The following is a 25,845-nucleotide window of genomic DNA, read 5'->3' on the forward strand; positions in this document are numbered from 1 at the left end:
TGCACGAGCGCTCAGTGCAGGATTTTCGCGAGGAAGTCCTTCGCGCGATCCGACTTCGGATTCGCGAAGAACGCTTCCTTGCGGTCGTCCTCGACGATCGCGCCCTTGTCCATGAAGATCACGCGATGGGCGACTTTCTTCGCGAAGCCCATTTCGTGCGTGACGACCATCATCGTCATCCCTTCCTGTGCGAGTTCGACCATCACGTCGAGCACTTCGTTGATCATCTCCGGATCGAGCGCGGACGTCGGTTCGTCGAACAGCATCGCGATCGGGTCCATCGACAGTGCGCGCGCGATCGCGACGCGCTGCTGCTGGCCGCCCGACAGCTGGCCCGGGAACTTGTGCGCATGCGCCTTCAGGCCGACGCGATCGAGCAGCTTCATGCCCTTGTCGGCCGCTTCGTCCTTGCCGCGGCCGAGCACCTTGATCTGCGCGAGCGTCAGGTTCTCGGTGATCGACAGGTGCGGGAACAGCTCGAAATGCTGGAACACCATCCCGACCTTCGAGCGCAGCTTCGACAGGTTGGTCTTCCGGTCGCCGACCGACTGGCCGTTCACGAGGATCTCGCCCTGCTGAAACGGCTCGAGGCCGTTCACGGTCTTGATCAGCGTCGACTTGCCCGAGCCCGACGGACCGCACACGACGACCACCTCGCCCTTCTTGACCTCGGTCGTGCAATCGGTGAGGACCTGAAACTGGCCGTACCACTTCGAAACGTTCTTGATGGAAATCATCTTGTGACCTTTTTCTGGAGACCTTTGACGAGGGCAGACGCCACCGAGCAAATCACGAAATAGCATGCGCCCGCGAACAGGACCATCTCGACGGTCGTGCCGTCGCGATCGCCGATGTTCGCAGCCGTGCGGAAGAAGTCCGCGAGACTGATCACGTATACGAGCGACGTGTCCTGGAACAGGACGATCGCCTGCGTGAGCAAGAGCGGCACCATCGCGCGGAACGCCTGCGGCAGGATCACGAGGCGCATCGCCTGCGCGTAGTTCATGCCGAGCGCGAACGCGGCGTTCACCTGCCCGCGCGGCACCGCCTGGATGCCGGCGCGAATGATCTCGGAATAATACGCGGCTTCGAACAGCGAGAACGCGACCATCGCCGACGCGAGCCGGATGTCGATCGTCGGCGACAGCCCGAGCACGCCCTGCAGCACCTGCGGCACGATCAGGAAGAACCACAGCAGCACCATCACGAGCGGGATCGAGCGGAACACCGTCACGTACGCCTTCGCGAACCATGCGAGCGGCTTCACGCCGGACAGCCGCAGCAGCGCCAGCAGCGTGCCCCAGACGATGCCGACGACGATCGCGATCAGCGTGATCTTGAACGTGACGATCGCGCCCGACCACAGCGTCGGAATCGCGCCGGGAATACTACTCCAGTCGAACTGATGCATCACTTGCCTCCGATGTAGCCGGGCAGCCGCGTGCGGCCTTCGATCCAGCGCATGAACGCCATCACGACGAGGTTGATCAGCACGTACGCGAGCGTCACCGCGATGAACGACTCGTAGGTCTGCGCGGTGTAGTCGACGAGCTGGCGCGCCTGCGCGGACAGGTCGAGCAGGCCGATCGTCGATGCGACGGCCGAGTTCTTGAAGATGTTCAGGAACTCCGACGTGAGCGGCGGCACGATGATCCGGTACGCAACCGGCAGCAGCACGTAGCGGTACGTCTGCCATTGCGTGAAGCCCATCGCGAGGCCGGCCGCGCGCTGGCCCTTCGGCAGCGCGTTGATGCCCGAGCGCACCTGTTCGCACACGCGCGCGCCGGTGAACAGGCCGAGACAGACGATCGATGCGGTGAAGAACTGCGTGGTCGGCGGCAACTGCTTGATCCAGGTGCCGATCGATGCGGGCAGCAGCTCGGGCACGACGAGGTACCAGACGAAGAACTGCACGATCAGCGGGATGTTCCGGAAGATCGACACGTATACGGTGCCGATCGCGGACAGCCATCTGTTCGGCACCGTGCGCAGCACGCCGAACAGCGAACCGACGATCAGCGCGATGACCCAGGCGACGAGCGATACCTCGATCGTCACCCAGAAGCCGGACAGCAGCCAGCCGAAGTAGGTCGTCGGCTCGCCGGTCGACACGGGGCTCAGGAATACGCCCCAGTTCCAGTGGTAAGACATGGGCAAGACTCCAGCAAAAAGAAACGGAAGAAGCGTGGCCTCTTCCGTTTCAGTAGCGTCATTTCTGCATCAACAGCCGCGTGGTCAGTCGAGCGCCTTGTCGTTCGGGTTCGCGTACAGCTTCTTCATCGATTCGGACAGCGGGAAGTTCAGGTTCAACCCCTTCGGCGGGATCGGGTTCTCGAACCACTTCGCGTAGATCTTCGCGGCCTCGCCCGACTTCTCGACTTGCGAGATCGCGTCGTCGACGACCTTCTTGAACTCCGTATCGCCCTTGCGCATCATGCAGCCATACGCTTCTTCCGATTGCGGCGTGCCGACGATCACCCACTCGCCCGGCTGCTTCGCCTTCGCGCGCTCGCCCGCGAGCAGCGCGTCGTCCATCATGAACGCGACCGCGCGGCCCGACTCGAGCGTGTTGAACGAGTCGCCGTGGTCCTTCGCGCTGATGATGTTCATGCCCATCTGCTTGTCGTTGTTCATCTTGCGCAGCAGGCGCTCGGACGTCGTGCCGGCGGTGGTCACGACCGTCTTGCCCTTCAGATCGGCGAAATCCTTGATGCCGGAATCCTTCTTCGTCATCAGGCGCGTGCCGATCACGAAGATCGTGTCGGAGAACGCGGCTTGCTGCTGACGCTCGGCGTTGTTGGTGGTCGAGCCGCACTCGATGTCGACCGTGCCGTTCTGCACGAGCGGGATGCGGTTCTGCGACGTGACCGGGATGTTCTTCACCTGCAGGTTCGGCAGGTTCAGCTTCTTCTTCACCGCATCGACGACCTTCAGCTGGAATTCGCGCGAATAGCCGACGACCTGCTGGTTCTGGTCATAGTAAGAGAACGGGATCGACGATTCGCGGTGGCCCAGCGCGATCACGCCCGTGTCCTTGATCTTCTTCAGCGTGCCGGTCTCCTGGGCATGCGCGCCGCTTGCGAACGCGCACAGCGCCGCGGCCATCAGGACTGCCTTGTGGTATTTCATTTGTGGTCATCTCCTTGGCTAAAACCCGCGCCAGTGTATCAAAGTAATATTTTTGAAAGTACTGGTTGTTTACCGTACTACGAATCGCGCTGTGCGAAGCCGTCCTCCCGGCTTCGCACACCCCGGATGCGCACGCGGGCGGTGCCGGATTCGGCACCGCCCGCGAGGGTTCATGCACGCAACCGGGTGGATTGCGTCATGCATTGATCGTAGTCAACCGATCGACGATCGGCAACGACGGATCAGGGACGCCCGGTCAGGGGTACAGGCCGCGCATTTCGCGCGCCATCAGGATGCGCTTGCACGCGACGATGAACGCCGCCGTGCGCACCGACACCTTGTGCTCTTCCGCGACCGCCCACACGCCGGCGAACGCTTCGCGCATCACGCGCTCGAGACGGTGGTTGATCTCGTCTTCCGTCCAGAAGAAGCTCGAGAAGTCCTGCACCCACTCGAAGTACGACACGGTCACGCCGCCCGCGTTCGCGATCACGTCGGGGATCACGAGCACGCCGTTCGCGCTGAGGATGTCGTCGGCCGCCGTGGTCGTCGGGCCGTTCGCGCCTTCGACGATGATCTTCGTGCGGATCTTCGATGCGTTCTTCTCGGTGATCTGGTTTTCCAGTGCCGCCGGGATCAGGATGTCGGTCTCGACCGTCCAGAACTCGTCGTTCGGCATCGGTTCCGCGCCTTCGAAGCCCGCGACGCCGCCGGTGCGTGCCACGTGGTCGAGCAGCTTGTTCGAATCGAGGCCGGCCGGCTGGTAGATCGTGCCGGTGTGATCCTGCACCGCGATCACCTTCGAGCCCGCTTCCTGGAACAGCTTCGCCGCGATGCCGCCGACGTTGCCGAAGCCCTGCACCGCGATGCGCGCGCCTTCGATCTCGAGGCCCTTCTTCTTCGCCGCTTCGGAGCCGACGACGAACACGCCGCGGCCCGTTGCTTCCTTGCGGCCGAGCGAACCGCCGAGCGAGATCGGCTTGCCGGTCACGACGCCGGTCGACGTCTGGCCCTGGTTCATCGAGTACGTGTCCATCATCCACGCCATCACCTGTTCGTTGGTGTTGACGTCCGGCGCCGGGATGTCGGTGTTCGGCCCGATGATGATGCCGATTTCGCTGGTGTAGCGGCGCGTCACGCGCTCGAGCTCGCCGCGCGACAGCTTGCGCGGGTCGACGCGGATGCCGCCCTTCGCACCGCCGTACGGCACGTTCACGGCCGCGTTCTTCACCGACATCCATGCGGACAGTGCCATCACTTCCGACAGCGTCACGTCCTGGTGGTAGCGCACGCCGCCCTTGCCCGGACCGCGCGACACGTTGTGCTGCACGCGATAGCCTTCGAAGTGCGCGACGGTGCCGTTGTCGAGTTCGATCGGGCAGTCGACGACCAGGATGCGCTTCGGACGCTTCAGCGTTTCCAGCCAGCGCGACAGCGAACCGAGGTACGGCGCGACGCGATCGACCTGCTGAAGGTAGTTGCCCCACGGGCCGAGATCGTCGGCGTGAAGGTAGGACGGGATGGACTGCAGTTGCGAAGACATGGATGCTCCAACGTTCAACGGATTGCGCACATTGTCGAAAAACCCGTTTTTTTTATCCAATGCCGTTTGCTTATTCGATTATGCGTTTCTTGCATGATCGGGATTTTTCGCAAATCCGCGGTCGATTTGCGCAAGAACGGCCGCGATCGATCGTGCATCGCGTGCGCGAAAAACTGCACGGAAAAGACGCGGAACGCCCGCCGGACAGCCATCCGACAGGCATCGCAAGCGCGTCGTCAGCCGCTCGCGCGAGGCGACGCGTGCGATCGCCGCGAGCTTCGGTTCAGCCGGCCGCTTCGCGCAGTTCGTCGCGCACGACGTCCCACAGCGCACGCACGAGCTTCTGGCGCGGATCGTCGCCCTGCAGCGCGAGCTTGTCGCAGTACAGGCGGATTTCCATCGTCAGCGTGAACGGATGCGTGCCGCCGCGCGCGGAACGGTCGAGCCGGATCAGGCGGCCGCTGGCGACCGCATCCTCGACCGCGCTGTGCGGCAGGAACGCGACGCCGTGGCCGGCGAGCGCCATCGCCTTCAGCCCTTCGGCCATGTCCGTTTCATAGACGCGGTCGAGGAACAGCGAAGTCGGTGCGTTCGCAACGATCACTTCGGTCATCCGGCCGAGATACGCGTTCGGCGTATACGACAGGTACGGCACGCGCGCATCGGCCGTGCCCGGCAGCGTGTAGCGTGGCCGGCCCGCGCGGCCCGGCGCCGAAAACGCGCTGATCGGCTCGCTGCCGAGCACCAGCATGTCGTAGCGGGCCGGATCCAGCGCGACCGGGTGGCTCGGGTGGTGGTAGCCCATCACGAGATCGCAGCCGCCCTCGACGAGCGACAGCACCGCGTCGTGCACGTTCAGCGCGCGCAGCCGCGTGTGCACCTGTCCCATCTTCGCCTCGATCCGCTGCAGCCAGCGCGGGAAATACGTGAGCGACAGCGTGTGCGGCACCGCGAATTCGATGGTCGGCACCGGCGCGCCGACGTGGCCGCGCAGCAGCGTGCGCGCCTCGTGCGCCTGCGACAGCATCGTCAGCGCCTGCTCGTAGAAGATCTGGCCGGCCTGCGTGAGCCGCGTCGGATAGACGGACCGGTCGATCAGCTCGGTCGCGAGCCATGCCTCGAGCGCCTGGATGCGCCGCGAGAACGCGGGCTGCGACACGTGCCGCAGTTCGGCGGACCGGCTGAAGCTGCGCGTTTCCGCGAGCGAGACGAAGTCTTCGAGCCATTTGAGTTCCATGCTGGCGGGCGCGGCGGCGGCGGTCGGGAAGAAGCCTGCATTCTACCGGCGGGCGGGGCCGGCCGCCGGCCCGGGCAGCGGCCGGCCGAGCCGGCGCGGGTGGCCGTCGGCAAGCCGTTCACGCGGCGCCCGAGCGCCCATCGGCCGCCGCCACGGCGCCCGGGCCGGTTCGGCCGGAATCGGCGCGCGTCAATGGTAAAATGCCGGATTCTCCTCCCCTCGTTCGCCCCGGCCCCAAAAGGCCCTGCCCGATCATGTCCGACACCCGTCCCGATACGCTTTTCGCCCTCACCGCGCTCTCGCCCATCGATGGCCGCTACGCCAGCAAGACCGAAGCGCTGCGCGACTGGCTCTCCGAAGCCGCGTTCATGCGCCACCGCGTCACCGTCGAGGTGCACTGGCTGATCGCGCTGTCGCGCGCCGGCTTCGCGGAAATTCCGCGCTTCTCCGATGCGTCGGAACAATTCCTGCTGCAGCTCGCCGAGCGCTTCACCGCGCACGACGCCGCGCGCATCAAGGACATCGAGCGCGTGACGAACCACGACGTGAAAGCGGTCGAATACTGGCTGAAGGAATCGGTGAAGGGCCAGGCCGAACTCGAAAAGGCCAGCGAATTCATCCACTTCGCGTGCACGTCCGAAGACATCAACAACACGTCGCACGGGATGATGCTCGCCGGCGCGCGCGAGCACGTGATCGTGCCGGCGCTGCGCACGGTCCACCAGCGCCTCGTCGCGCTGTCGCACGCGCTCGCCGAACAGCCGATGCTGTCGCGCACGCACGGCCAGCCGGCCAGCCCGACGACGCTCGGCAAGGAACTCGCGAACGTCGCGGCGCGCCTCGCCCGCGCGATCGCGCGCATCGAGAAGGTCGAGATCCTCGGCAAGATGAACGGCGCGGTCGGCAACTTCAACGCGCATCTGTCGGCGTATCCGGAATTCGACTGGGAAGCGTTCTCGCGCGACGTGATCGAGAACCGCCTGAAGCTCACGTTCAACCCGTACACGATCCAGATCGAGCCGCACGACTACATGGCCGAGCTGTTCGACGCGGTCGCCCGCGCGAACACGATCCTGCTCGACCTCGACCGCGACGTGTGGGGCTACATCTCGGTCGGCTACTTCAAGCAGAAGACCAAGGCCGGCGAGATCGGCTCGTCGACGATGCCGCACAAGGTCAACCCGATCGACTTCGAGAACTCGGAAGGCAACCTCGGCCTCGCGAACGCGACGCTGCGCCACCTCGCCGACAAGCTGCCGGTGTCGCGCTGGCAGCGCGACCTGACCGACTCGACGGTGCTGCGCAACATGGGCGTCGCGCTCGGCTATTCGCTGCTCGCATACGACTCGCTGATTCGCGGCCTCGACAAGCTCGAAGTGAACCCGCAGCGCTTGAACGAAGACCTCGACAACTGCTGGGAAGTGCTCGCGGAGCCGGTGCAGACGGTGATGCGCCGCTACGGCATCGAGAACCCGTACGAGCAGCTGAAGGAACTGACGCGCGGCAAGGGCATCACGCGCGAAGCGCTGCAGGAATTCGTCGGCACGCTGGCGATCCCGCAGGATGCGAAGGACCGCCTGCTCGCGATGACGCCTGCGTCGTACATCGGCAAGGCCGTCGAACTCGCGAAGCGGATCGCGTAAGCACCGCCGTCGCCGCACGTAAAAAAGCCCGATGCGAAGCGCTTCGCATCGGGCTTTTTGCTTGTCAGGCGATCAGAACGAGATCATCCGCCCCGGGTTCAGCGCCGTCATCACGCTCATCGCCGCCTTCGCGGCCGGAATCGCGAGCGGCGACAGCTGCCGGCCGAGCGGTATCTCGCGATGGTCGATGCCGGTCAGCATCGAGAAATCGTCGTTGCGGCCGACGAAGTCGTCGCAGATCGCCTTGCCGATCCGCACCGTCTGCGCGACGCCGTGCCCGCTCCAGCCCTGCACCATGTACATCGGCACGCGGCCGTCGGTCTTGCGGCTGTCGGTTGCGCCGTTCAGCGTGAAATCGCTGACGCCGCTCCAGCAGTAATCGAGCGCGAAGCGGCCGTCATGCTGCGGGAACACGGTATCGAGCCGCGTCAGCAGGTACGCGTTCACGTCGTGCTGCGCCCAGCACGTGCCGGTGCCCTGCCCGCCGAACAATAACCGGTTGCCGCGCACCGGCCGGTAGTAGTCGATCTGGAACTGCGTGTCGTACACCGGCATCCCGGCGGGCAGCAGCGTCGCGACGTCGACGTCGAGCGGCGCCGTCACGCTCACGTACGTGAAGAACGGCACGGTGGTCGCGCCACCGTCGTCGAGCAGCCGGAACGTCGTGTTGTGCAGCGCGAGCACGACGCCCTTGCGTGCCGTGATCGTGCCGCCCGGCGTCGTCGCGACGACGCCCGCCGGCGTTTCGTCGAGCTCCAGCACCTCGGTGCGTTCGTACAGCGCGCCGCCGTTCAGCCGGAACCCGTGCACGAGGCCGCGCACCAGCGCGAGCGGATGCAGCTGGCCGCCGATCGCGTCGATCGCCGCGCCGTGATAGAGGCCCGAACGCACGTATTCGTCGTGCAGCTGATGGCGGCCGACGAGCGTCACGCCGGCATCGCCGAGATGGCGGCGCGCGTCCGCGCCGTCCAGCAGCGCGCTCATGTGGCCCGGGTGGACCGCCGCCGTCACGTGGCCGCGCTTGCGATCGAGGTCGAGCGCGTAGCGCGCGCCGATCGCGTCGATCAGGTCCATCGATTCGGCGGACGCGAAGCGCCACAGCCGCTTCGCGTCGTCGTGCGACAGGTTGTCGATCATGTCGGCCGCTTCCCAGCGCGCGAGGCCCGGCGTCAGCTGGCCGCCGTTGCGGCCGGACGCCGCGGAGCCGACGTGATGCTTGTCGACGAGGATCGTGTCGACGCCCGCTTCCGCGAGATGCAGCGCGGCCGATGCGCCGAGCAGCCCCGCGCCGATCACGAGCACGTCGCACACGGCATCGTGCGCGAGCGGCGCGCTGTTTTCATGGCGCGACAGCGACGCCTCGTACCAGTTGGCCGGCTGCGCGCCGTCGTAGCGCGACGGTTCGCACCAGTTCCAGTTGTCCTTCTCGATGTTCAGTTGTGTCTGCTCGAAACGCGATTCGCCCTGAATCAGGGGTTTGTTGTTGGAAGTCATGATTGCACTTGCATGGTCTTGGGCCGCCTGTCGAAGGGCCCGTTCGTGCCGGGCTTCGCGGGTGGGGCAGCCGGTTCCACTTGGGTGTCAACGAGATGAAGGGGCGCGACGGCCCGTGTTGACGGCAGACACGCTCGCGTCTGCCTGGATCCCGGACCGTGCGGAAGCACGCATTGAAAGGCGCCGGGACACCCAATTTCTACACCGCAGAAATAATTCTACAGCGTAGAATATGCTTTCGTCAAGATTACAGCCGGGTGCCGTACCCGTTCCGATGAAAGACAAACCCGCCCAGGGCCCGCGCGGCCTCGACAAGGACGCGATCGTCGCCGCCGCGCTCGCGCTGCTCGAAGAAGTCGGCGAAGCCGCGTTCAGCGTGCGCAAGCTCGCGCAGACGGTCGGCTGCGATCCGATGAGCGTGCTGTATCACTTCAAGTCGAAGGAAGGCCTGAGCCGCGCGATCGCGAACGCGCTGTCGCGCTCGCTGGTGCCGGTCGATCCGTCGCTGCCGTGGCGCGAACGGCTGCGCGATCTCGCGCGCCAGTACCGCGCGCTCGCGCTGCGCCATCCGGCCGCGTTCGCGCTGCTGCAGCGTCACATGAGCACCGGCCCTGCCGATCTCGCGCATATCGAAGCCGTGCATCGCGCGCTGGCCGATGCCGGCATCGCACGCGCGGCGCTGCCGTCGGTGTGCGTCGGCTGGTACGCGAGCGTGATCGGGCTCGCCGCGGCCGAGGCCGGCGGCCTCGCGCGGCCCGCGAACGACGTCGAGCTCGCGGAGATGCACGCGCTGTCCGACGCCGAGCATCCGCTCGTCAAGTCGGCCGCGCCGCTGTATGCGCGGCTCGACCCGGCCGCCGTGCACGACACGATGCTCGACGTGCTGCTCGACGGCATCGCGCAACACGCGCGCACTGCCCGAGCGCTCGGGCGGCCGTAAACGACGAAGGCGCCCCGGAGGGCGCCTTCGTCACTGCTGCGGGATGATTGCCGCGAACCGCGCTCAGGGCTGCTGCGCGAGGCCGATCTTCACCATCACTTCATCGACGATCTGTTCGGGCGTCAGCTCGATGCTGACCTCGATCGCTTCGTCCGGGCCCGGCTCCTCGAGCGTGTCGAGCTGGCTCTTCAGCAGCGACGGATCGAAGAAATGGCCGGTGCGGGTCTTCAGGCGCTCGCGCAACACGTCGAACGAGCCCTTCAGGTACACGAACCGCACGTCGGTGTCGGTGCCGCGCAGCACGTCGCGGTACGAGCGCTTCAGCGACGAGCACGTGAACACGGCCGTCTCGCCCGCACGCTGCTTTGCCTCGATGGCCTCGCGGATCGAGCGCAGCCACGGCCAACGGTCGTCGTCGGTCAGCGGAATGCCGTGGTGCATCTTTTCCTTGTTCGCCGCGCTGTGAAACGCGTCGCCGTCGGTATAGCTGCACGACAGGCGTTCCGCCAGCATTTCGCCGATTCGCGACTTGCCCGCGCCCGACACGCCCATTGCGATCAGAATCATTGACTACCCCTTGTTACAGAACCATGCTCAGCAGCAGCGTAAAGCCCAGACCAAGCACGGAGATGATGGTTTCGAGCAACGACCAGGTCTTGAACGTCTGACCGACCGTCATCCCGAAGTATTCCTTGATCAGCCAGAAGCCGCCGTCGTTCACGTGCGAGAAGATCAGCGAGCCCGAGCCGGTCGCGAGCACCAGCAGTTCCGGGCTGACCGTCGTACCGGCCGCCGCGGCGATCGGCGCGACGATGCCGCACGCCGTCGTCATCGCGACCGTTGCCGAACCGGTCGCGAGACGCATCAGCGCCGCGACGAACCAGCCGAGCAGCAGCGGCGACAGGTGCGCGTGCTTCGCGGTCTCGACGATCTGCTGCGAGATCCCGCTGTCGCGCAAGACGCCGCCGAAGCCGCCGCCCGCGCCGACGATCAGCGTGATGCCGGCGATCGGCGCCAGACATTCGCCGCAGAACTTCTGGATCTGGTCGCGGTTGAAGCCCTGCAGCTTGCCGAACGTGAAGAAACTCACGAGCACGGCGATCAGCAGCGCGACGTCGGAGTTGCCGGCAAAGCGCAGCAGGTTGTTCGGCAGCGACTTCGGCGCGAACACCAGGTCGGCCCAGCTGCCGACGAGCATCAGCACGACGGGCAGCAGGATCGTGAACAGCGTGATGCCGAAGCTCGGCAGTTCGCGCTTGCGGCCGTCCGTGTGCGTATCGACGAACTGCGACGCGAGCGGATTGTTCTCCGGCAGCTTCACGAACTTCGAGATCGTCAGCGCGAACAGCGGACCGGCGATGATCGCGGTCGGCACGCCGACGACCAGGCCGAACGCGATCGTCTTGCCGATATCGGCGCCGTATTGCTGAACGGCCAGCAGCGCGGCCGGGTGCGGCGGGATCAGCCCGTGCACGACCGACAGGCCGGCCACCATCGGCAGGCCGACGACGAGCAGCGACTTGCCGGTGCGCTTCGCGACGTTGAACGCGATCGGGATCAGCAGCACGAAGCCGACTTCGAAGAACACCGGCAGGCCGACGATGATCGCGACGAACATCATCGCCCAGTGGATGTTCTTTTCACCGAACCAGTCGATCAGCGTGGTCGCGATCCGTTCGGCGCCGCCCGATTCGGCCATCATCTTGCCGAGCATCGTGCCGAGGCCGACGACGATCGCGATGTGGCCGAGCGTGCCGCCCGTGCCCGTTTCGAACGACTTGACGATCTTGTCCATCGGCATGCCGACGGCGAGACCCAGGCCCAGCGAAACGATGATCAGCACCAGGAACGGGTAGATCTTGAAGCGCGCGATCATCAGGATCAGCGCGGCGATCGCGATCAGCGTGAATACGAGCAGCATGCTGCCTTGGACAGCCCCCATGTGGCACTCCTCCTTGGATTGTTCGAAACCGGGCGAGTTGTTGCGAGTATGCCCGGCTATGCAGGTCTCCGAAACACGGGGGGTACCCACCCCGTGAGGACGCTGAATTTTACTTATCTTTCCGGCCTGCGGATAGAACCGGTTCCATCAGCAAAAACCCTCGGTAAAACAAGCATCTATGTGCTCGTCCACCGAGGGCCGAACCGTCGTTTCGTGCAAGTATCAGCGGGGAAGCTGGCTTGCCGCTTGCGCGAGACGCGTGACTTCCGCCCAGTCCTGCGCGGCAAGCGCGGCCTTCGGCGTGAGCCACGAGCCGCCGACGCACACGACGTTCGGCAGCTTCAGGAAATTCGGCGCGCTTTCGGCCGTGATGCCGCCCGTCGGGCAGAACTTCAGCGCCGGGAACGGGCCGTGGAACGCCTGCAGCATCGGCACGCCGCCGGCCTGCTGCGCGGGGAAGAACTTGACGATGTCGTAGCCGAATTCGAGCGCCTGGATGATGTCGCTCGGCGTCATCACGCCCGGCAGCAGCGGCAGGCCCGCGTCGAGCGACGCGAGGTGCAGGTCCTTCGTCAGGCCCGGCGACACGCCGAACGTTGCGCCCGCACGCTTCGCCTGCGCACAGTGCTCGGGCTTCGTGATCGTGCCGACGCCGACGACGATGTCGTCCGCGAGCTGGCTCGCGCGCTGGATCGCCTCGAGGCCCGCCGGCGTGCGCAGCGTGATCTCGAGCACCTTGACGCCGCCCGCGTGCAACGCGCGCGACACGTTTTCGCCCTGCTCGACCGAGTCGAATGCGAGCACCGGAATCACCGGGCCCAGCTTCACGATTTCAGCAATCGTCTTCATTGATCACACTCCTTGAAATTCATGCAGCGACGCGGACGGCCGTTTCGCCGACCAGCGTCCCGAAAACCGATGCGCCCTGCTCGGCCGGTGCGGCCGCCGCGCGGAACACGCCGAACAGTTCGCGCCCGAATCCGACTTCGTTGTCGGCCTGGTGCAGCGGCTGCGCGACCGGGCGCGCGTGCCATTGCGCATCGTCGACCTCGATGTCGAGGATCCCGGCTTCCGCGTCGATCACGAGCGTGTCGCCCGTCTTCACCTTGCCGATCGGGCCGGCCAGCAGCGCTTCCGGCGACACGTGGATCACGGCCGGCACCTTGCCCGACGCGCCGGACATGCGGCCGTCGGTGACCAGCGCGACGTGGAAGCCCTGATCCTGCAGCACGCCGAGCAGCGGCGTCAAACGGTGCAGCTCGGGCATCCCGTTCGCACGCGCGCCCTGGAAGCGCACGACCGCGACGAAATCGCGCTTCAGCTCGCCGCGATCGAACGCTTCCTGCACGGCTTCCTGCGAATCGAACACGATCGCCGGCGCCTTCACCTTGCGGTGCTCGGGCGCGACCGCCGAAATCTTGATCACGCCGCGGCCGAGCCGGCCCTGCATCAGGCGCAGGCCGCCGTCCGGCTGGAACGGGTCGCGGATGCCGCGCAGCACCTTCGTGTCGTGGCTCTCGGTCGTGCCGTCGACCCACGTCAGCTTGCCGTCGACCAGCTTCGGCTCCTTCGTGTAGTGCGACAGGCCCTTGCCCGCGACCGTCGTCACGTCTTCGTGCAGCAGCCCGCCTTCGAGCAGGTTGCGCACCAGGAACGCGACGCCGCCCGCCGCGTGGAAATGGTTCACGTCGGCCTTGCCGTTCGGGTAGATCTTCGCGAGCAGCGGCACCACGGCCGACAGTTCGTCGAAATCGTTCCAGTCGATCAGGATGCCGGCCGCCCGCGCGATCGCGACGAGGTGCAGCGTGTGGTTGGTCGAGCCGCCCGTCGCGAGCAGCGCGACGATCCCGTTGACGATCGCCTTCTCGTCGATCACATGGCCGATCGGCGTGTACTGGCCGCGCTCGACGGTCAGGTCGAGCACGCGGCGCGCGGCTTGCGCGGTGAGCGCGTCGCGCAGCGGCGTGTGCGGATGGACGAACGCGGAGCCCGGCAGGTGCAGGCCCATCAGCTCCATCAGCATCTGGTTGCTGTTCGCGGTGCCGTAGAACGTGCAGGTGCCGTGGCCGTGATACGCGGCCGATTCGGCTTCGAGCAGCGCGTCGCGGCCGACCTGGCCGGTCGCGAACTGCTGGCGGATCTTCGCCTTGTCGTCGTTGGACAGCCCGCTCGTCATCGGGCCGGCCGGCACGAAGATGGTCGGCAGATGGCCGAACTGCAGCGCGCCGATCAGGAGGCCCGGCACGATCTTGTCGCAGATGCCGAGGCAGAGCGCCGCGTCGAACATGTTGTGCGTGAGCGCGATCGCCGTGCCCATCGCGATCGCCTCGCGCGAGAACAGCGACAGTTCCATCCCCGGGTTGCCCTGCGTGACGCCGTCGCACATCGCCGGCACGCCGCCCGCGAACTGCGCGACGCCGCCGTTCTCGCGCGCGGCGGCCTTGATGATGTCGGGGAAATTCTTGTACGGCGCGTGCGCGGACAGCATCTCGTTGTACGAGGACACGATGCCGATGTTCGGTTCGCGGATCGCCTTGATCTGGAACTTGTCGCTGCCTTCGAGACCCGCGAAACCGTGCGCGAGGTTCGCGCACGACAGCGCGCCGCGCGCCGGGAACTTGCCCTGCGCGCCGTCGATGCGCTGCAGATAGGCGGAACGGGTCGATTGGCTGCGGGCGATCACGCGTTCGGTGACCTTCGCCAGGGTGGGATGCAGCGACGTCATGCTGGGCGCTCCTGTATGCCGGACGACACCGGCGGTTGGAATCGTGGGGACGGTCGAGCTTCGTCGAACGAACGAAGGCAGTCTAGTAGAAAAACTACAAGCACGCAATGCGGATCGATATGCTCGCAACCGCTATTCCCGCCACCAGCAAGGGGCTACCTAGTAAAAACCCTAATTCACCCACTCCGCCGCTCGGTAAACCGTCGGGATTGGAGCTAGCATTTTCATGTAGATTTTCTACAATTCGATTGCGATACACTCGCTCATCCGAACCCGATTTCCATCCGCCGTCCCATGCTGCCTCGCATTGAAGCGATCCGCGCCGACCTGCGCCCGTCCGAGCGCAAGCTCGCCGACTACATCCTCGCCGCGCCGCGCGAGGTGCTCGACCTCGCGATGACCGAGCTGTCGACTCGCGCGGGCGTCAGCCAGCCGACCATCGCGCGCTTCTGCCAGGCGCTCGGCTGCAGCGGCTTTCGCGAATTCAAGATCCGGCTCGCGCAGAGCGTCGCGCCGGGCGTGTCGTCGGTGTATCGCGACGTCGAGCCGGACGAGCCGGCGCCCGGCATCATCGGCAAGGTGTTCGACCGCACGATCGGCGCGCTGATCGAGGTGCGCAACAGCCTGTCGGCCGGCAGCGTCGCCGACGCGATCGCGCTGCTGTCGAACGCATCGCGCATCGAGTTCTACGGCGCGGGCGGCTCGGGCATCGCCGCTCAGGACATCCAGCACAAGTTCTTCCGGCTCGGCGTGCCGAGCGTCGCGTATTCGGACCCGCATACGTTCTCGATGTCGTCCGCGCTGCTCGGGCCGCACGACGTCGTCGTCGCGATCTCGAACACCGGGCGCACGCGCGACATCGTCGATGCCGCGCGCTCGGCGCTCGCGTGCGGCGCGAAGGTGGTCGCGATCACGCAGAGCCATTCGCCGCTCGCGAAGCTCGCGACGGTGAGCCTCGCGTCGAACGTTGCGGAGGAAACCGACGTGTTCTCGCCGATGACGTCGCGGATGTCGCATCTCGCGATCGGCGACATCCTCGCGGTCGGCGTCGCGCTGTCGCGCGGGCCGGCGCTGATGGAGCGCGTCGGCCGTGCGAAGGAAGCGATCACGCGCCGCCGGATCGACGATCCGGCGAAGGAGTAGAGCCGCAGCGGGATCCGCGCGTGTAAACGAACAACGGCGCCCCGAGGGGCGCCGTCGCGCATCGCTCGCCCCCCGGGCCGCGCGGCGGACTCAGAACGGCTTGATCACGACCAGCGCGACCGCGGCGAGCATGCCGAGCACCGGCAGCTCGTTGAACACGCGGTACCACTTGTCGGTGCGGCGGTTCTCGCCGCGCTCGAACACCCGCAGCAGGTGCCCGCAATACGCGTGGTAGACGATCAGCAGCACCACCACCGCCACCTTCGCATGGATCCACCCCTGCCCCTGGCCGATGCCGATCACGAGCCACAGCCACAGCCCGCATGCGAGCGCCGGCACCGCGATCATCGTCATGAAGCGGAACAGCTTGCGCGCCATCAGCAGCAGCCGGCGCACCGCGGCCGGATCGGTTTCCATGGCCAGGTTCACGTAGATGCGCGGCAGGTAGAACAGCCCCGCGAACCACGCGGCGATCAGAACGATGTGGAACGTCTTGACCCAGAGCATTGCCATCGGTTGTGCGCCTCGCTTTACTGGCGGCCTTCGCCGTGTCCGAGCACCACGTACTTCAGCGACGTGAGCCCTTCCAGGCCGACGGGCCCGCGTGCGTGCAGCTTGTCGTTCGAGATGCCGATTTCCGCGCCGAGGCCGAATTCGAAGCCGTCCGCGAAGCGCGTCGACGCATTGACCATCACGCTCGCCGAATCGACTTCGCGCAGGAAGCGCATCGCACGGTCGTGATCTTCGGTGACGATCGCATCGGTGTGGTGCGAGCCGTAGTGGTTGATGTGCTCGATCGCCGCGTCGAGGCCGTCGACGACCTTGATTGCGAGCACCGGCGCGAGGTATTCGGTGTGCCAGTCCTCTTCGGTCGCGTCGACGAGCGGGCCGACGCCTGCGTCGGCGAGCACCGTGCGCGCGGCCGCATCGACGCGCAGTTCGACCTGCTTGTCGCGATACAGCTTGCCGAGCGGCGGCAGCAGCGTGGCCGCGATGCCGCTCGACACGAGCAGCGTCTCCATCGTGTTGCAGGTGCCGTAGCGGTGCGTCTTCGCGTTGTCGCACACGGTCAGCGCCTTGTTCAGGTCCGCGCGATCGTCGACATACACGTGGCAGATGCCGTCGAGGTGCTTGATCATCGGCACGCGGGCCTCGTTGATCAGGCGCTCGATCAGGCTCTTGCCGCCGCGCGGCACGATCACGTCGACATATTCGGTCATCGTGATCAGCTTGCCGACCGCCGCGCGATCGGCCGTCGCGACCACCTGCACCGCGTCCTGCGGCAAGCCTGCCGCCTCGAGTCCTTCGCCGATCAGCTTCGCGAGCGCCGCGTTCGATTCGAGCGCCTCGGAGCCGCCGCGCAGGATCGTCGCGTTGCCCGACTTCAGGCACAGCGCGGCCGCGTCGATCGTCACGTTCGGGCGCGACTCGTAGATGATCCCGATCACGCCGAGCGGCACGCGCATCTGGCCGACCTGGATCCCGCTCGGGCGGTACTTCAGGTTGCCGATCTCGCCGATCGGGTCGGCAAGCGACGCCACCTGGCGCAGGCCTTCGACCATCGTGTTCAGCGCCTTGTCGGATAGCGTCAGGCGGTCGATGAACGCCGCATCGAGCCCCTTTTCACGGGCACGGGCGACGTCGCGCGCATTCGCCTCCTTCAGCGCCTGCGCGTCGCGCTCGATCGCGCGGGCGACCGCGTCGAGCGCCGCGTTCTTCGCGGCCGTGCTGGCGCGCGCCATCGCGCGGGAAGCGTGCCGGGCGCGACGGCCCAGGTCGGTCATGTACTGATCGATATCCATCGTGTGACTCGAGAAGCAAGCCGCGCTGGGCGGCGTGAATTCGTGGGGAAGCGTGGGCCGGCCATCCGGGTGGCGGCCATCCGCGGCGGCCATCCGTGCGGTAGCCGCGGCAGGCCGCGCCGGCCATCAAAACATTGTAAGCGGGTTGCGATGCGTGCGCTGAAGCGCCCGGGCGGGGCTTAACGCCGCACGCGACCCGCGGTCTGCGGTCGCGCACTGCCCTCGGCGCGCTCGCCGGCGACCGTCATCGCGAGCTGGAACAGGCCGTCCCACGGATCGGGCGGCGGATCGTCCTGCGTGCGGCGGCCCGGCGTGACGGCCGACAGCCCCTTCACCTGCCGGTCGAGCTTCGCGGCGAACGCGAGCGCCTTCTCCAGCGCAGCTTCCGACACGCGATTCAGCGCGGGGCCGATCAGCCGCTCGCGCGGCCCCCATACGCGGTTCTCGCGCAGCAGCGTCGCGAGCGGCTTGCCCGCGTTCGCGCCGCGCTTGATCCGCAACAGCGTGCGCAATTCCTCGACGACGGCCCACATCACGAGCACGATCGCCTCGCCTTCGCCCTTCAGCCCGTCGATCATCCGCGCGAGCCGCGCGGCGTCGCCCGCGAGCATCGCCTCGTTCAGCTTGAACACGTCGTAGCGCGCGACGTTCAGCACCGCGTCGTGCACCTGCTCGAACGATAGCGCGCCCTGCGGATACAGCAGGCCGAGCTTCTGGATTTCCTGGTGCGCGGCGAGCAAATTGCCCTCGACGCGCTCCGCGATGAACTGCAGCGCGCGGCGGCCGTCTTCGCCGGGCGCGACGCGCTGGCCCTGCATTGCCAGACGCTGGCCGATCCAGTTCGGCAGCTGCGCGCGGTCGATCGGATCGATCTTCAGCGCGACGCCGCCGTTCTGCAGCGCGGTAAACCACGCGGATTTCTGCGTCGCCGCGTCGAGGCGCGGCAACGTGACGAGCATCAGCGCGTCCGGATTGGGCGTCGCCGCGAGCGTCTTCAGCGCGTCGGCGCCTTCCTTGCCCGGCTTGCCCGACGGAATGCGCAGCTCGATCAGCTGGCGCTCGCCGAACAGCGACATCGCCTGCGTCGCGCCGAGCAGCACGCTCCAGTCGAAGCCGCGCTCGACCGTATGCACCGAACGCTCGGTGAAGCCGGCCGCGCGCGCGGCCGCACGAATGCGGTCGCACGCTTCCTGCGCGAGCAGCGGCTCGTCGCCGTACACGGTGTAGAGCCCGGCCATCCCCTTCGCGAGGTGCGGCTCCAGCGCATCAAGTCGCAATTGCATCGGTGCGTGCGCCCGCGATCACAGCGGCGGCGGCGGCAGCGGCGCGCGCGGCGCGACGCCCGGCACCACGTCCTCCGGCGCCGGCGTCAGCGAGTGGACGATCGCGAGACGCCGCATCAGCTGGTCGACCGCGTCGTTCTGCATGTCGCCGTACAGGATGTCGGCTTCCTGCGCCTTCGCGTTCGTGTACTGGTCGCTGTACGTCATCGCGCGGTTCAGCGCGATCGCGCTCGGCGGGATCAGCACGGTGCCGTCCTTGCTCGTCAGCGTGTAGTTCAGCGTATAGAACAGCGCATATTCCTGCGCGGAACCGTACTTGTTGAGCGTCAGCGTGTTCTGCCCGCGCGATTCCCACATGCGCAGCACGGCGTCGGCGTCGTCCGCCGACTTGACGATCTTCGTGTCGCTGCCGGCCTCGACGAGGCGCACCAGGCGCGCCTCGACGGGCGCCGGCGCGCCGGCCACCAGCAGGTGCTTGAACGCGTAGTTCTGCTGGCCGCGCAACTGGAAACCGCATGCCGACAGCGCGAGCGCGCTGCCGGCGGCGAGCATCAAAAACGATCTGCGGATCACCTTCGCTCCTTCTGTGTGCACCCGACGGCCGGCGGCCGTCAGACGACGATGTTCACGAGGCGGCCCGGCACGACGACGATCTTCTTCGCCGGCTTGCCGTCGCTGAACTTCGCGAATGCTTCGTCGGCCACCGCCGCGGCTTCGATCGCGTCGCGGCTCGCATCCTTCGCCACCTTCAGCGCGCCGCGCACCTTGCCGTTCACCTGCAGCACGAGCTCGATCTCGGCCTGCTCGAGCGCGGCCTCGTCGACCTTCGGCCACGGGGCGTCGAGCAGCGGGCCGAATTCGTCCGCGTAGCCGAGCGCCTTCCACAGCTCGAACGTGACGTGCGGCACGACAGGGTACAGCACGCGCAGCAGCACGCCGTACGTCTCGCGCAGCACGGCGGGCGTCGCGCCCTTCGCGCCGTCGATCGCGTTCAGCATCTTCATCGCGGCCGACACGACCGTGTTGTACTGCAGGCGCTGGTAGTCGAAATCGGCCTGCTTCAGCACGCTGTAGATCTCGCGGCGCAGCGCCTTGTCGGCATCGCCGAGCGCGGCCGCGTCGAAGCCGGCGCGCGCGGCGAGCGCTTCGCGATTCGCGAAACCGAAGCTCCACACGCGGCGCAGGAAGCGGCTCGCGCCTTCGACGCCCGCGCCCGACCACTCGAGCTGCTGCTCGGGCGGCGCCGCGAACATCGTGAACAGGCGCGCGGTATCGGCGCCGTACTGGTCGATCAGCACCTGCGGGTCGACGCCGTTGTTCTTCGACTTCGACATCTTCTCGATGCCGCCGAGCACGACCGGCTGGCCGTCGGCGTTCAGCGTCGCGCCGACCGGGCGGCCCTTGTCGTCGTGCGTGACCGTCACGTCGGCCGGGTTGTACCAGGTCTTCTTGCCCGCCGCGTCCTCGCGGTAGTACGTCTCGTTCAGCACCATCCCCTGCGTGAGCAGGTTCTTCGCCGGCTCGCCGAACTTCACGAGCCCGAGGTCGCGCATCACCTTGGTCCAGAAGCGCGAATACAGCAGGTGCAGGATCGCGTGCTCGATGCCGCCGATGTATTGATCCATCGGCATCCAGTAATCGGTGCGCGCGTCGACCATCGTCTCGGCATCCGGCGCGGTGTAGCGCGAGAAGTACCACGACGAATCGACGAAGGTGTCCATCGTGTCGGTTTCGCGCTTCGCGGCCGCGCCGCACTTCGGGCACGAGCAGTTCAGGAACGCTTCCGACTTCGCGAGCGGGTTGCCCGAGCCGTCCGGCACGAGGTCCTCCGGCAGCACGACCGGCAGGTCGGCTTCCGGCACCGGCACGTCGCCGCACGACGGGCAGTGGATGATCGGGATCGGCGTGCCCCAGTAGCGCTGGCGCGACACGCCCCAGTCGCGCAGGCGCCACGTGACCTGCTTGTCGCCGAAGCCGCCGGCCTTCAGGTCGGCCGCGACCGCGTCGACCGCTTCCGTATAGCGCAGCCCGTCGTACTTGCCGCTGTTCACGCAGACCGCGGTGTCCTTGTCGCCGTACCACTCCTGCCATGCGTCGAGCGAGTACGTCTGGCCTTCGCTCGCGATCACCTGCTTGATCGGCAGGCCGTACTTCTTCGCGAACGCGAAATCGCGCTCGTCGTGGCCCGGCACGCCCATCACCGCACCTTCGCCATAGCTCATCAGCACGTAGTTGCCGATCCAAACCTCGACCGGCTCGCCGGTCAGCGGGTGCGACACCGAGAAGCCCGTCGCGACGCCCTTCTTCTCCATCGTCGCGACGTCGGCCTCGGCGACGCCGCCGCGCTTGCATTCGTCGATGAACGCCTGCAGTTCCGGCTTGCCCTGCGCGAGCCGCGTGGCGAGCGGGTGCTCGGCTGCGATCGCGCAGAACGTGACGCCCATGATCGTGTCGGCACGCGTCGTGAACACGCGCAGCAGCGCCTTCTCGCCGTCGAGCTCGTACGGGAACCCGAAGTTCACGCCGAAGCTCTTGCCGATCCAGTTCTGCTGCATGATCTTCACGCGCTCCGGCCAGCCGAGGCCGTCGAGGTCGTTCAGCAGTTCATCCGCGTACTGCGTGATCCGCAGGTAGTACATCGGGATCTCGCGCTTTTCCACCAGCGCGCCCGAACGCCAGCCGCGGCCGTCGATCACCTGCTCGTTCGCGAGCACGGTCTGGTCGACCGGATCCCAGTTCACGGTGCCCGTCTTCTTGTACGCGATGCCCTTCTCGAGCATCTTCAGGAACAGCCACTGGTTCCACTTGTAGTAGTCCGGCTTGCACGTCGCGATCTCGCGCGACCAGTCGATCGCGAGGCCCATCGACTGCATCTGGCCCTTCATGTACTCGATGTTGTCGTAGGTCCACTTCGCGGGCGGCACGCCGTTCGCCATCGCGGCGTTCTCGGCCGGCATCCCGAACGCGTCCCAGCCCATCGGCATCAGCGTGTTGTAGCCGTTCATCCGCAGATAGCGGTACATCACGTCGTTGATCGTGTAGTTGCGCACGTGACCCATGTGCAGCTTGCCGGACGGGTACGGCAGCATCGACACGCAGTAGAACTTCGGCTTCTGCGAGTCTTCCTTCGTCTTGTAGGCATCGGCTGCGCGCCAGTCGCCCTGGGCGGCGGCTTCGACGTCGGCGGGTACGTATCTCTCGTGCATGGTGTGGTTCGGACTAGGCTTTAAGCGGCGCGCCACGAGGCGGGCACGCGGAAGTGGACGAAAATCGGGCAGCCCGGCGGCAGCAGCAGGATCACGGATCTCGGGCCTGCGTCATGGTTCGCGGATATTCGCCGGGTAACCGGGAGGGTCTCCAGGTTACCCGGCAAAACCCTGCCGACCGGGCGGAAACGACGATTATACCGTCCGCGGCGGGCGGTACGGCCGGTCTCGGGGGCCAGCGCGCATTCTTCCCGTGTTCCCGGTGCAGGCCGCGCGGGCGGCACGTCGGCCGGTCGGCAGACAGCGACTCAGGGACTCGACGACGCGGGAACTCGGCGGGTCGCGCCCGCGGCGGCCGGTGCGGCGGCGCCGGCCGGCGGCACGTCGGTGACGAAGCCGATGCGCGCGAGGCCCGCGGCCTGCGCGGCGCCCATCACCTGCGCGATCACGTCGTAGCGGGTTGCGCGCGACGCGCGCAGCCGCAGCTCAGGCGGCGTCGCGCCCGCGGCGGCGGCCTTGAAGCGCGCGGGCAGCGCGTCGAGTGCGACCGGCATGTCGTCCCAGTACAGCTTGCCGGCATCGTCGATCGACAGCGTGACCGACTGCGGCGTGTCGCGCGCGACGCTCGCCGCGACCTTCGGCAGGTCGAGCCGGATCGCGTGCGTCATCAGCGGCGCGGTGATGATGAAGATGACGAGCAGCACGAGCATCACGTCGATCAGCGGCGTCATGTTGATCTCCGCCATCGGCGCGGACGTCTTGTGGTGCTCCAGTCCGCCGAATGCCATGATCGCTCCTCCCGCCCGTGGGTCAGGCGCCCTGCGCGCACACGAACACGTGCAGGTCGCGCGCGAAGCCGTCGAGTTCCTCGGCGAGCTGGCGCACGAGCCGCCCGAGAATGTTGTACGCGAGTACCGCCGGGATCGCGACGACGAGCCCGAACGCGGTCATGATCAGCGCCTCGCCGACCGGCCCCGCGACGTTCTCGATCTGCGCCTGCCCGCTCGCGGCGATGCTGCCGAGCGCGTGGTAGATGCCCCACACGGTGCCGAGCAGCCCGACGAACGGCGCGGTGCTGCCGATCGACGCGAGCAGCACCTGGCCGAACTCCAGACGCCGCTGCGAACGCAGCATCGCATGACGCAGCGCGCGCAGCACGCGTTCGCTGCGCTCGACGCGCGCGGCGAGCGCCGCCGGATCGTGCGCGTCGGCCGCATCGCGCGCGGCTTCCGCGAGCGGCACGAACACGCGCTCGCGATCGGCGCCGGCGAGCGCGTCGATGCCCGCGTCGAGCGACGCGGCGCGCCAGAACGCGGCAAGCGCGCGCGGCCCCTGCCGCTTCGCGCGGACCAGGAGCCAGGCTTTCATCAGGAGGAAGCACCAGCTGGCGACGGACATCGCCAGCAGCACGTACGCGACCGCATGCGTGATCGCATCGCCGCTTTCGAGGTAGTGGACAACGCCGGTGGGAATGGCCATCGGAGTTTCCCCGTGTGGGTCAGCGCAGGCCGAGCACGTCCTGCATGTCGAACAGGCCGGCGCCGCGCGCCGACAGGAAGCGGACCGCGCGCAGCGCGCCCTGCGCATACGACACGCGGCTCGACGACTTGTGCGTGATCTCGATCCGCTCGCCGATCCCGGCGAACAGCACCGTGTGGTCGCCGACGATGTCGCCGCCGCGCACGGCCGCAAAGCCGATCGTCGACGGATCGCGTTCGCCCGTCACGCCCTGGCGGCCATACACCGCGCAGTCGTCGAGCGAGCGCCCGAGCGCGCCGGCGACGGCCTCGCCCATCATCAGCGCGGTGCCCGACGGCGCATCGACCTTGTGACGGTGATGCGCCTCGATGATCTCGATGTCGTAGCCGTGCGAGAAATGCTTCGCCGCGAATTCGAGCAGTTTCAGCGTGACGTTCACGCCGACGCTCATGTTCGCCGCGAACACGATGCCGATCTTGCCGGCCGCGGCCTGCAGCTCGGCCTTCTGCTCGGCGGTGAAGCCGGTCGTGCCGATCACGAGCTTCACGTCGTGGCGCAGCGCGGCCGCGACGTGCGCGATCGTGCCTTCCGGCCGCGTGAAGTCGATCAGGTAGTCGGCCTGCGCGAACACCGCATCGAGGTCGTCGGTCAGCTTGATCCCGGTTTCCTTGCCGAGGAACGCACCGGCGTCCTGGCCGAGGAACGGCGAATCGGCGCGGTCGAGCGCGCCGACGAGCTGCGCGTCGGAATCGTTGAGAACGGCTTCGATCAGCATCCGGCCCATACGGCCCGATGCACCGGCAATCGCAATCTTCATGGCTTTCTACACGACAGGTCTAAAGGCGGGCGGCGCATGCCGCCCTGTTTCCGCACGCCGGCCGCTTATTGCGACTGCGCCGGCGCGGTGAGCGGCTGGTTCTGCAGGGTGTCCGAGCCTTGCGGGCCGACGGGCGGCGCCGTTTCGTTCGTCGCGTTCGGCGGCGGCGGACGATGGAACTGGAACTGCGGCTGGATCGCCGGCGCCGCGCCCGGCGGCTGGCCGCCCGGCACCGGCGCGCCGCCCGAAGCCTGCGCGGACGGCGTGAAGCGGCGCGACGTCGAGCCCTGCCCCGACACCTGGTTGGTCGCGCGGTTCGCCGCGCGCGCAGCCTGCGCGTTCGCATCCTGGTCGACTGCCGCAGCGGAGGCCGGCGCAGCGGACGGGCTCGCGGCTGCGGCAGCCTGCGCGGCGCTCGCGGCAGCGGCTTCGGACGCCTTCTTCGCCGCGGCCGCGGCCTTCGCCTTCTTGCCGCCGCGATCGCCGTCGATATCGGCCAGCAGGTCGAGTTCGGACGGCAGGTTCTCGGCACCCGTCCAGCTCGCGAGGCGATCGCCCGAGAACGTCAGCACGAGGTCGCGCTGCTGGACGACCGAGGTCGAGCCGCGCTTGAAGTAAAAGAGGTAATCCCAGCGGTCGGCATGGAACATGTCCGCGAGCAGCGGCGTGCCGAGCAGCGCGCGAACCTGCTCGCGCGTCATCCCGGCCTGCAGCTGCGCGGCCTTCTCCTGCGACACGAAGTTGCCCTGCACGACAGTGATCCGATAGGGCGTGATGCTCTGCGCGATGCGCTGCGTCACGCTGTCGTACGACGAACAACCAGCCAGCGCGGCAACGGCGGCGGCAGCGATGATGGCACTCCGCATGCGACTCCTCTGAAAGTGCGAAAGGGATTCCGGGAACATTTCCTTCACCGTGCTGGCCCGCTCCGCGGGCCGCGCGTGTTTCTGGAACGGCGAAAAGCCGGTAACATTGAAGCCCTGCATTGTACTCTAGGGATGCCTAGCCATGACCAATCCGACGGATCTCAAGAATATCGGGCTAAAGGCCACCCTACCGCGCCTCAAGATTCTCGAGATCTTCCAGCAAAGCCCGGTGCGTCACCTGACGGCCGAAGACGTCTACCGCAACCTGCTCAACGAGCAGCTGGACATCGGGCTCGCCACCGTTTACCGCGTGCTGACGCAGTTCGAGCAGGCCGGCCTGCTGTCGCGCAGCAACTTCGAATCCGGCAAGGCCGTGTTCGAACTGAACGAAGGCTCGCACCACGACCACCTCGTGTGCCTCGATTGCGGCCGCGTCGAGGAATTCTTCGATGCCGAAATCGAAAGCCGCCAGCAGGCGATCGCGAAGGAACGCGGCTTCCGGCTCCAGGAACACTCGCTCGCGATGTACGGTTCCTGCACGACCGAGAACTGCCCGCACCGCAAGCACTGACCCACGCGCTGCGTGCGTCGCGACG

General features: G+C 67.1%; 24 protein-coding genes. 4 read left to right on the forward strand and 20 right to left on the reverse strand.

All coding sequences use genetic code 11. The annotated features are described in order from the left end of the window. Positions 1-11: 11 nt before the first annotated feature. From Q3A80_RS08485 to Q3A80_RS08510, 6 genes are all read right to left on the reverse strand, one after another. Positions 12-737, reverse strand: coding sequence for an amino acid ABC transporter ATP-binding protein (locus tag Q3A80_RS08485; RefSeq protein WP_446328612.1), 726 nt, complete (start codon positions 735-737; stop codon positions 12-14). Next, positions 734-1,411 (reverse strand): glutamate/aspartate ABC transporter permease GltK, encoded by a 678-nt coding sequence (gltK, locus tag Q3A80_RS08490; protein ID WP_057926770.1) that lies wholly within the window; start codon positions 1,409-1,411, stop codon positions 734-736. The genes Q3A80_RS08485 and gltK overlap by 4 nt, the downstream gene beginning before the upstream one ends. Next, positions 1,411-2,151, reverse strand: a complete 741-nt coding sequence (locus tag Q3A80_RS08495) for an amino acid ABC transporter permease (protein ID WP_040143412.1) — start codon at positions 2,149-2,151, stop codon at positions 1,411-1,413. Before Q3A80_RS08495 ends, gltK begins: the two co-directional genes overlap by 1 nt. An 84-nt stretch (positions 2,152-2,235) precedes the next feature. Then, complete coding sequence (locus Q3A80_RS08500) at positions 2,236-3,129, reverse strand: glutamate/aspartate ABC transporter substrate-binding protein (RefSeq protein WP_446328613.1); 894 nt, start codon at positions 3,127-3,129, stop codon at positions 2,236-2,238. Positions 3,130-3,385: 256 nt separating this feature from the next. Continuing rightward, a complete protein-coding gene (locus Q3A80_RS08505; protein WP_446328614.1) occupies positions 3,386-4,672 on the reverse strand; it encodes a Glu/Leu/Phe/Val family dehydrogenase in 1,287 nt (428 codons plus the stop codon). A gap of 283 nt (positions 4,673-4,955) precedes the next feature. After that, positions 4,956-5,909 carry a LysR substrate-binding domain-containing protein gene (locus Q3A80_RS08510; protein WP_446328615.1) on the reverse strand — a complete coding sequence of 318 codons (954 nt, stop codon included), beginning with the start codon at positions 5,907-5,909 and terminating at the stop codon, positions 4,956-4,958. Positions 5,910-6,163: 254 nt separating this feature from the next. Between Q3A80_RS08510 and purB the strand changes: the two genes are divergently transcribed. Next, a complete protein-coding gene (gene purB, locus Q3A80_RS08515) occupies positions 6,164-7,552 on the forward strand; it encodes an adenylosuccinate lyase (protein ID WP_446328616.1) in 1,389 nt (462 codons plus the stop codon). A 72-nt stretch (positions 7,553-7,624) separates the two neighbouring features. On the opposite strand, the gene Q3A80_RS08520 is transcribed toward purB, so the two are convergent. Beyond that, complete coding sequence (locus tag Q3A80_RS08520; protein ID WP_446328617.1) at positions 7,625-9,046, reverse strand: NAD(P)/FAD-dependent oxidoreductase; 1,422 nt, start codon at positions 9,044-9,046, stop codon at positions 7,625-7,627. Between the two features lie 274 nt (positions 9,047-9,320). On the opposite strand from Q3A80_RS08520, the gene Q3A80_RS08525 reads away from it, so the two are divergent. Beyond that, positions 9,321-9,986: a TetR/AcrR family transcriptional regulator gene (locus Q3A80_RS08525; protein WP_446328618.1), complete on the forward strand. Its 666-nt coding sequence runs from the start codon at positions 9,321-9,323 to the stop codon at positions 9,984-9,986. Positions 9,987-10,049: 63 nt separating this feature from the next. Here the strand turns inward: Q3A80_RS08525 and Q3A80_RS08530 are convergent, their stop codons facing one another. From Q3A80_RS08530 to edd, 4 genes are all read right to left on the reverse strand, one after another. Continuing rightward, positions 10,050-10,553 carry a gluconokinase gene (locus Q3A80_RS08530; RefSeq protein ID WP_446328619.1) on the reverse strand — a complete coding sequence of 168 codons (504 nt, stop codon included), beginning with the start codon at positions 10,551-10,553 and terminating at the stop codon, positions 10,050-10,052. A gap of 13 nt (positions 10,554-10,566) precedes the next feature. Continuing rightward, on the reverse strand, positions 10,567-11,928 hold the full coding sequence (locus Q3A80_RS08535; RefSeq protein ID WP_446328620.1) for a GntP family permease: 1,362 nt from the start codon (positions 11,926-11,928) through the stop codon (positions 10,567-10,569). 222 nt (positions 11,929-12,150) lie between these two features. Further along, a complete protein-coding gene (gene eda / locus Q3A80_RS08540) occupies positions 12,151-12,777 on the reverse strand; it encodes a bifunctional 4-hydroxy-2-oxoglutarate aldolase/2-dehydro-3-deoxy-phosphogluconate aldolase (protein ID WP_446328621.1) in 627 nt (208 codons plus the stop codon). 19 nt (positions 12,778-12,796) lie between these two features. Continuing rightward, positions 12,797-14,653, reverse strand: a complete 1,857-nt coding sequence (gene edd / locus Q3A80_RS08545; RefSeq protein ID WP_446328622.1) for a phosphogluconate dehydratase — start codon at positions 14,651-14,653, stop codon at positions 12,797-12,799. A 294-nt stretch (positions 14,654-14,947) separates the two neighbouring features. On the opposite strand from edd, the gene Q3A80_RS08550 reads away from it, so the two are divergent. Beyond that, on the forward strand, positions 14,948-15,796 hold the full coding sequence (locus Q3A80_RS08550; protein WP_446328623.1) for a MurR/RpiR family transcriptional regulator: 849 nt from the start codon (positions 14,948-14,950) through the stop codon (positions 15,794-15,796). 90 nt (positions 15,797-15,886) lie between these two features. Here the strand turns inward: Q3A80_RS08550 and Q3A80_RS08555 are convergent, their stop codons facing one another. The 9 genes from Q3A80_RS08555 to bamE form a co-directional block, all read right to left on the reverse strand. Beyond that, entirely contained in the window at positions 15,887-16,309 is a 423-nt protein-coding gene (locus tag Q3A80_RS08555) for a CopD family protein (RefSeq protein WP_446328624.1), read from the reverse strand. A 17-nt stretch (positions 16,310-16,326) separates the two neighbouring features. Then, complete coding sequence (locus Q3A80_RS08560; protein ID WP_446328625.1) at positions 16,327-17,598, reverse strand: glutamate-5-semialdehyde dehydrogenase; 1,272 nt, start codon at positions 17,596-17,598, stop codon at positions 16,327-16,329. Between the two features lie 179 nt (positions 17,599-17,777). Then, positions 17,778-18,881 (reverse strand): DNA polymerase III subunit delta, encoded by a 1,104-nt coding sequence (holA, locus tag Q3A80_RS08565; RefSeq protein ID WP_446328626.1) that lies wholly within the window; start codon positions 18,879-18,881, stop codon positions 17,778-17,780. Between the two features lie 18 nt (positions 18,882-18,899). Then, the gene (locus Q3A80_RS08570; protein ID WP_446328627.1) at positions 18,900-19,454 is read right to left on the reverse strand and encodes an LPS-assembly lipoprotein LptE; all 555 of its coding nucleotides are present in this window, start codon (positions 19,452-19,454) and stop codon (positions 18,900-18,902) included. Positions 19,455-19,492: 38 nt separating this feature from the next. Continuing rightward, on the reverse strand, positions 19,493-22,087 hold the full coding sequence (gene leuS / locus Q3A80_RS08575; protein ID WP_446328628.1) for a leucine--tRNA ligase: 2,595 nt from the start codon (positions 22,085-22,087) through the stop codon (positions 19,493-19,495). Positions 22,088-22,395: 308 nt separating this feature from the next. Continuing rightward, positions 22,396-22,875: an ExbD/TolR family protein gene (locus Q3A80_RS08580; protein WP_446328629.1), complete on the reverse strand. Its 480-nt coding sequence runs from the start codon at positions 22,873-22,875 to the stop codon at positions 22,396-22,398. A 22-nt stretch (positions 22,876-22,897) separates the two neighbouring features. Further along, positions 22,898-23,566, reverse strand: coding sequence for a MotA/TolQ/ExbB proton channel family protein (locus Q3A80_RS08585; protein WP_446328630.1), 669 nt, complete (start codon positions 23,564-23,566; stop codon positions 22,898-22,900). A 19-nt stretch (positions 23,567-23,585) separates the two neighbouring features. Beyond that, positions 23,586-24,383, reverse strand: a complete 798-nt coding sequence (dapB, locus tag Q3A80_RS08590; RefSeq protein WP_044844161.1) for a 4-hydroxy-tetrahydrodipicolinate reductase — start codon at positions 24,381-24,383, stop codon at positions 23,586-23,588. Between the two features lie 65 nt (positions 24,384-24,448). Next, on the reverse strand, positions 24,449-25,249 hold the full coding sequence (gene bamE, locus Q3A80_RS08595) for an outer membrane protein assembly factor BamE domain-containing protein (RefSeq protein WP_446328631.1): 801 nt from the start codon (positions 25,247-25,249) through the stop codon (positions 24,449-24,451). Between the two features lie 142 nt (positions 25,250-25,391). Here bamE and fur point away from each other — a divergent pair, with 142 nt between their 5' ends. Then, complete coding sequence (gene fur, locus Q3A80_RS08600) at positions 25,392-25,820, forward strand: ferric iron uptake transcriptional regulator (protein ID WP_006400349.1); 429 nt, start codon at positions 25,392-25,394, stop codon at positions 25,818-25,820. Positions 25,821-25,845 lie beyond the last annotated feature (25 nt).

The organism is Burkholderia sp. SR8, assembly GCF_052851275.1.

Bases quoted from the DNA above. Each gene is read 5' to 3' on its own strand.
- Q3A80_RS08485 (WP_446328612.1), bottom strand. From the start codon at position 737: ATGATTTCCATCAAGAACGTTTCGAAGTGGTACGGCCAGTTTCAGGTC.
- gltK (WP_057926770.1), bottom strand. From the start codon at position 1,411: ATGCATCAGTTCGACTGGAGTAGTATTCCCGGCGCGATTCCGACGCTG.
- Q3A80_RS08495 (WP_040143412.1), bottom strand. From the start codon at position 2,151: ATGTCTTACCACTGGAACTGGGGCGTATTCCTGAGCCCCGTGTCGACC.
- Q3A80_RS08500 (WP_446328613.1), bottom strand. From the start codon at position 3,129: ATGAAATACCACAAGGCAGTCCTGATGGCCGCGGCGCTGTGCGCGTTC.
- Q3A80_RS08505 (WP_446328614.1), bottom strand. From the start codon at position 4,672: ATGTCTTCGCAACTGCAGTCCATCCCGTCCTACCTTCACGCCGACGAT.
- Q3A80_RS08510 (WP_446328615.1), bottom strand. From the start codon at position 5,909: ATGGAACTCAAATGGCTCGAAGACTTCGTCTCGCTCGCGGAAACGCGC.
- purB (WP_446328616.1), top strand. From the start codon at position 6,164: ATGTCCGACACCCGTCCCGATACGCTTTTCGCCCTCACCGCGCTCTCG.
- Q3A80_RS08520 (WP_446328617.1), bottom strand. From the start codon at position 9,046: ATGACTTCCAACAACAAACCCCTGATTCAGGGCGAATCGCGTTTCGAG.
- Q3A80_RS08525 (WP_446328618.1), top strand. From the start codon at position 9,321: ATGAAAGACAAACCCGCCCAGGGCCCGCGCGGCCTCGACAAGGACGCG.
- Q3A80_RS08530 (WP_446328619.1), bottom strand. From the start codon at position 10,553: ATGATTCTGATCGCAATGGGCGTGTCGGGCGCGGGCAAGTCGCGAATC.
- Q3A80_RS08535 (WP_446328620.1), bottom strand. From the start codon at position 11,928: ATGGGGGCTGTCCAAGGCAGCATGCTGCTCGTATTCACGCTGATCGCG.
- eda (WP_446328621.1), bottom strand. From the start codon at position 12,777: ATGAAGACGATTGCTGAAATCGTGAAGCTGGGCCCGGTGATTCCGGTG.
- edd (WP_446328622.1), bottom strand. From the start codon at position 14,653: ATGACGTCGCTGCATCCCACCCTGGCGAAGGTCACCGAACGCGTGATC.
- Q3A80_RS08550 (WP_446328623.1), top strand. From the start codon at position 14,948: ATGCTGCCTCGCATTGAAGCGATCCGCGCCGACCTGCGCCCGTCCGAG.
- Q3A80_RS08555 (WP_446328624.1), bottom strand. From the start codon at position 16,309: ATGGCAATGCTCTGGGTCAAGACGTTCCACATCGTTCTGATCGCCGCG.
- Q3A80_RS08560 (WP_446328625.1), bottom strand. From the start codon at position 17,598: ATGGATATCGATCAGTACATGACCGACCTGGGCCGTCGCGCCCGGCAC.
- holA (WP_446328626.1), bottom strand. From the start codon at position 18,881: ATGCAATTGCGACTTGATGCGCTGGAGCCGCACCTCGCGAAGGGGATG.
- leuS (WP_446328628.1), bottom strand. From the start codon at position 22,087: ATGCACGAGAGATACGTACCCGCCGACGTCGAAGCCGCCGCCCAGGGC.
- Q3A80_RS08580 (WP_446328629.1), bottom strand. From the start codon at position 22,875: ATGGCATTCGGCGGACTGGAGCACCACAAGACGTCCGCGCCGATGGCG.
- Q3A80_RS08585 (WP_446328630.1), bottom strand. From the start codon at position 23,566: ATGGCCATTCCCACCGGCGTTGTCCACTACCTCGAAAGCGGCGATGCG.
- dapB (WP_044844161.1), bottom strand. From the start codon at position 24,383: ATGAAGATTGCGATTGCCGGTGCATCGGGCCGTATGGGCCGGATGCTG.
- bamE (WP_446328631.1), bottom strand. From the start codon at position 25,249: ATGCGGAGTGCCATCATCGCTGCCGCCGCCGTTGCCGCGCTGGCTGGT.
- fur (WP_006400349.1), top strand. From the start codon at position 25,392: ATGACCAATCCGACGGATCTCAAGAATATCGGGCTAAAGGCCACCCTA.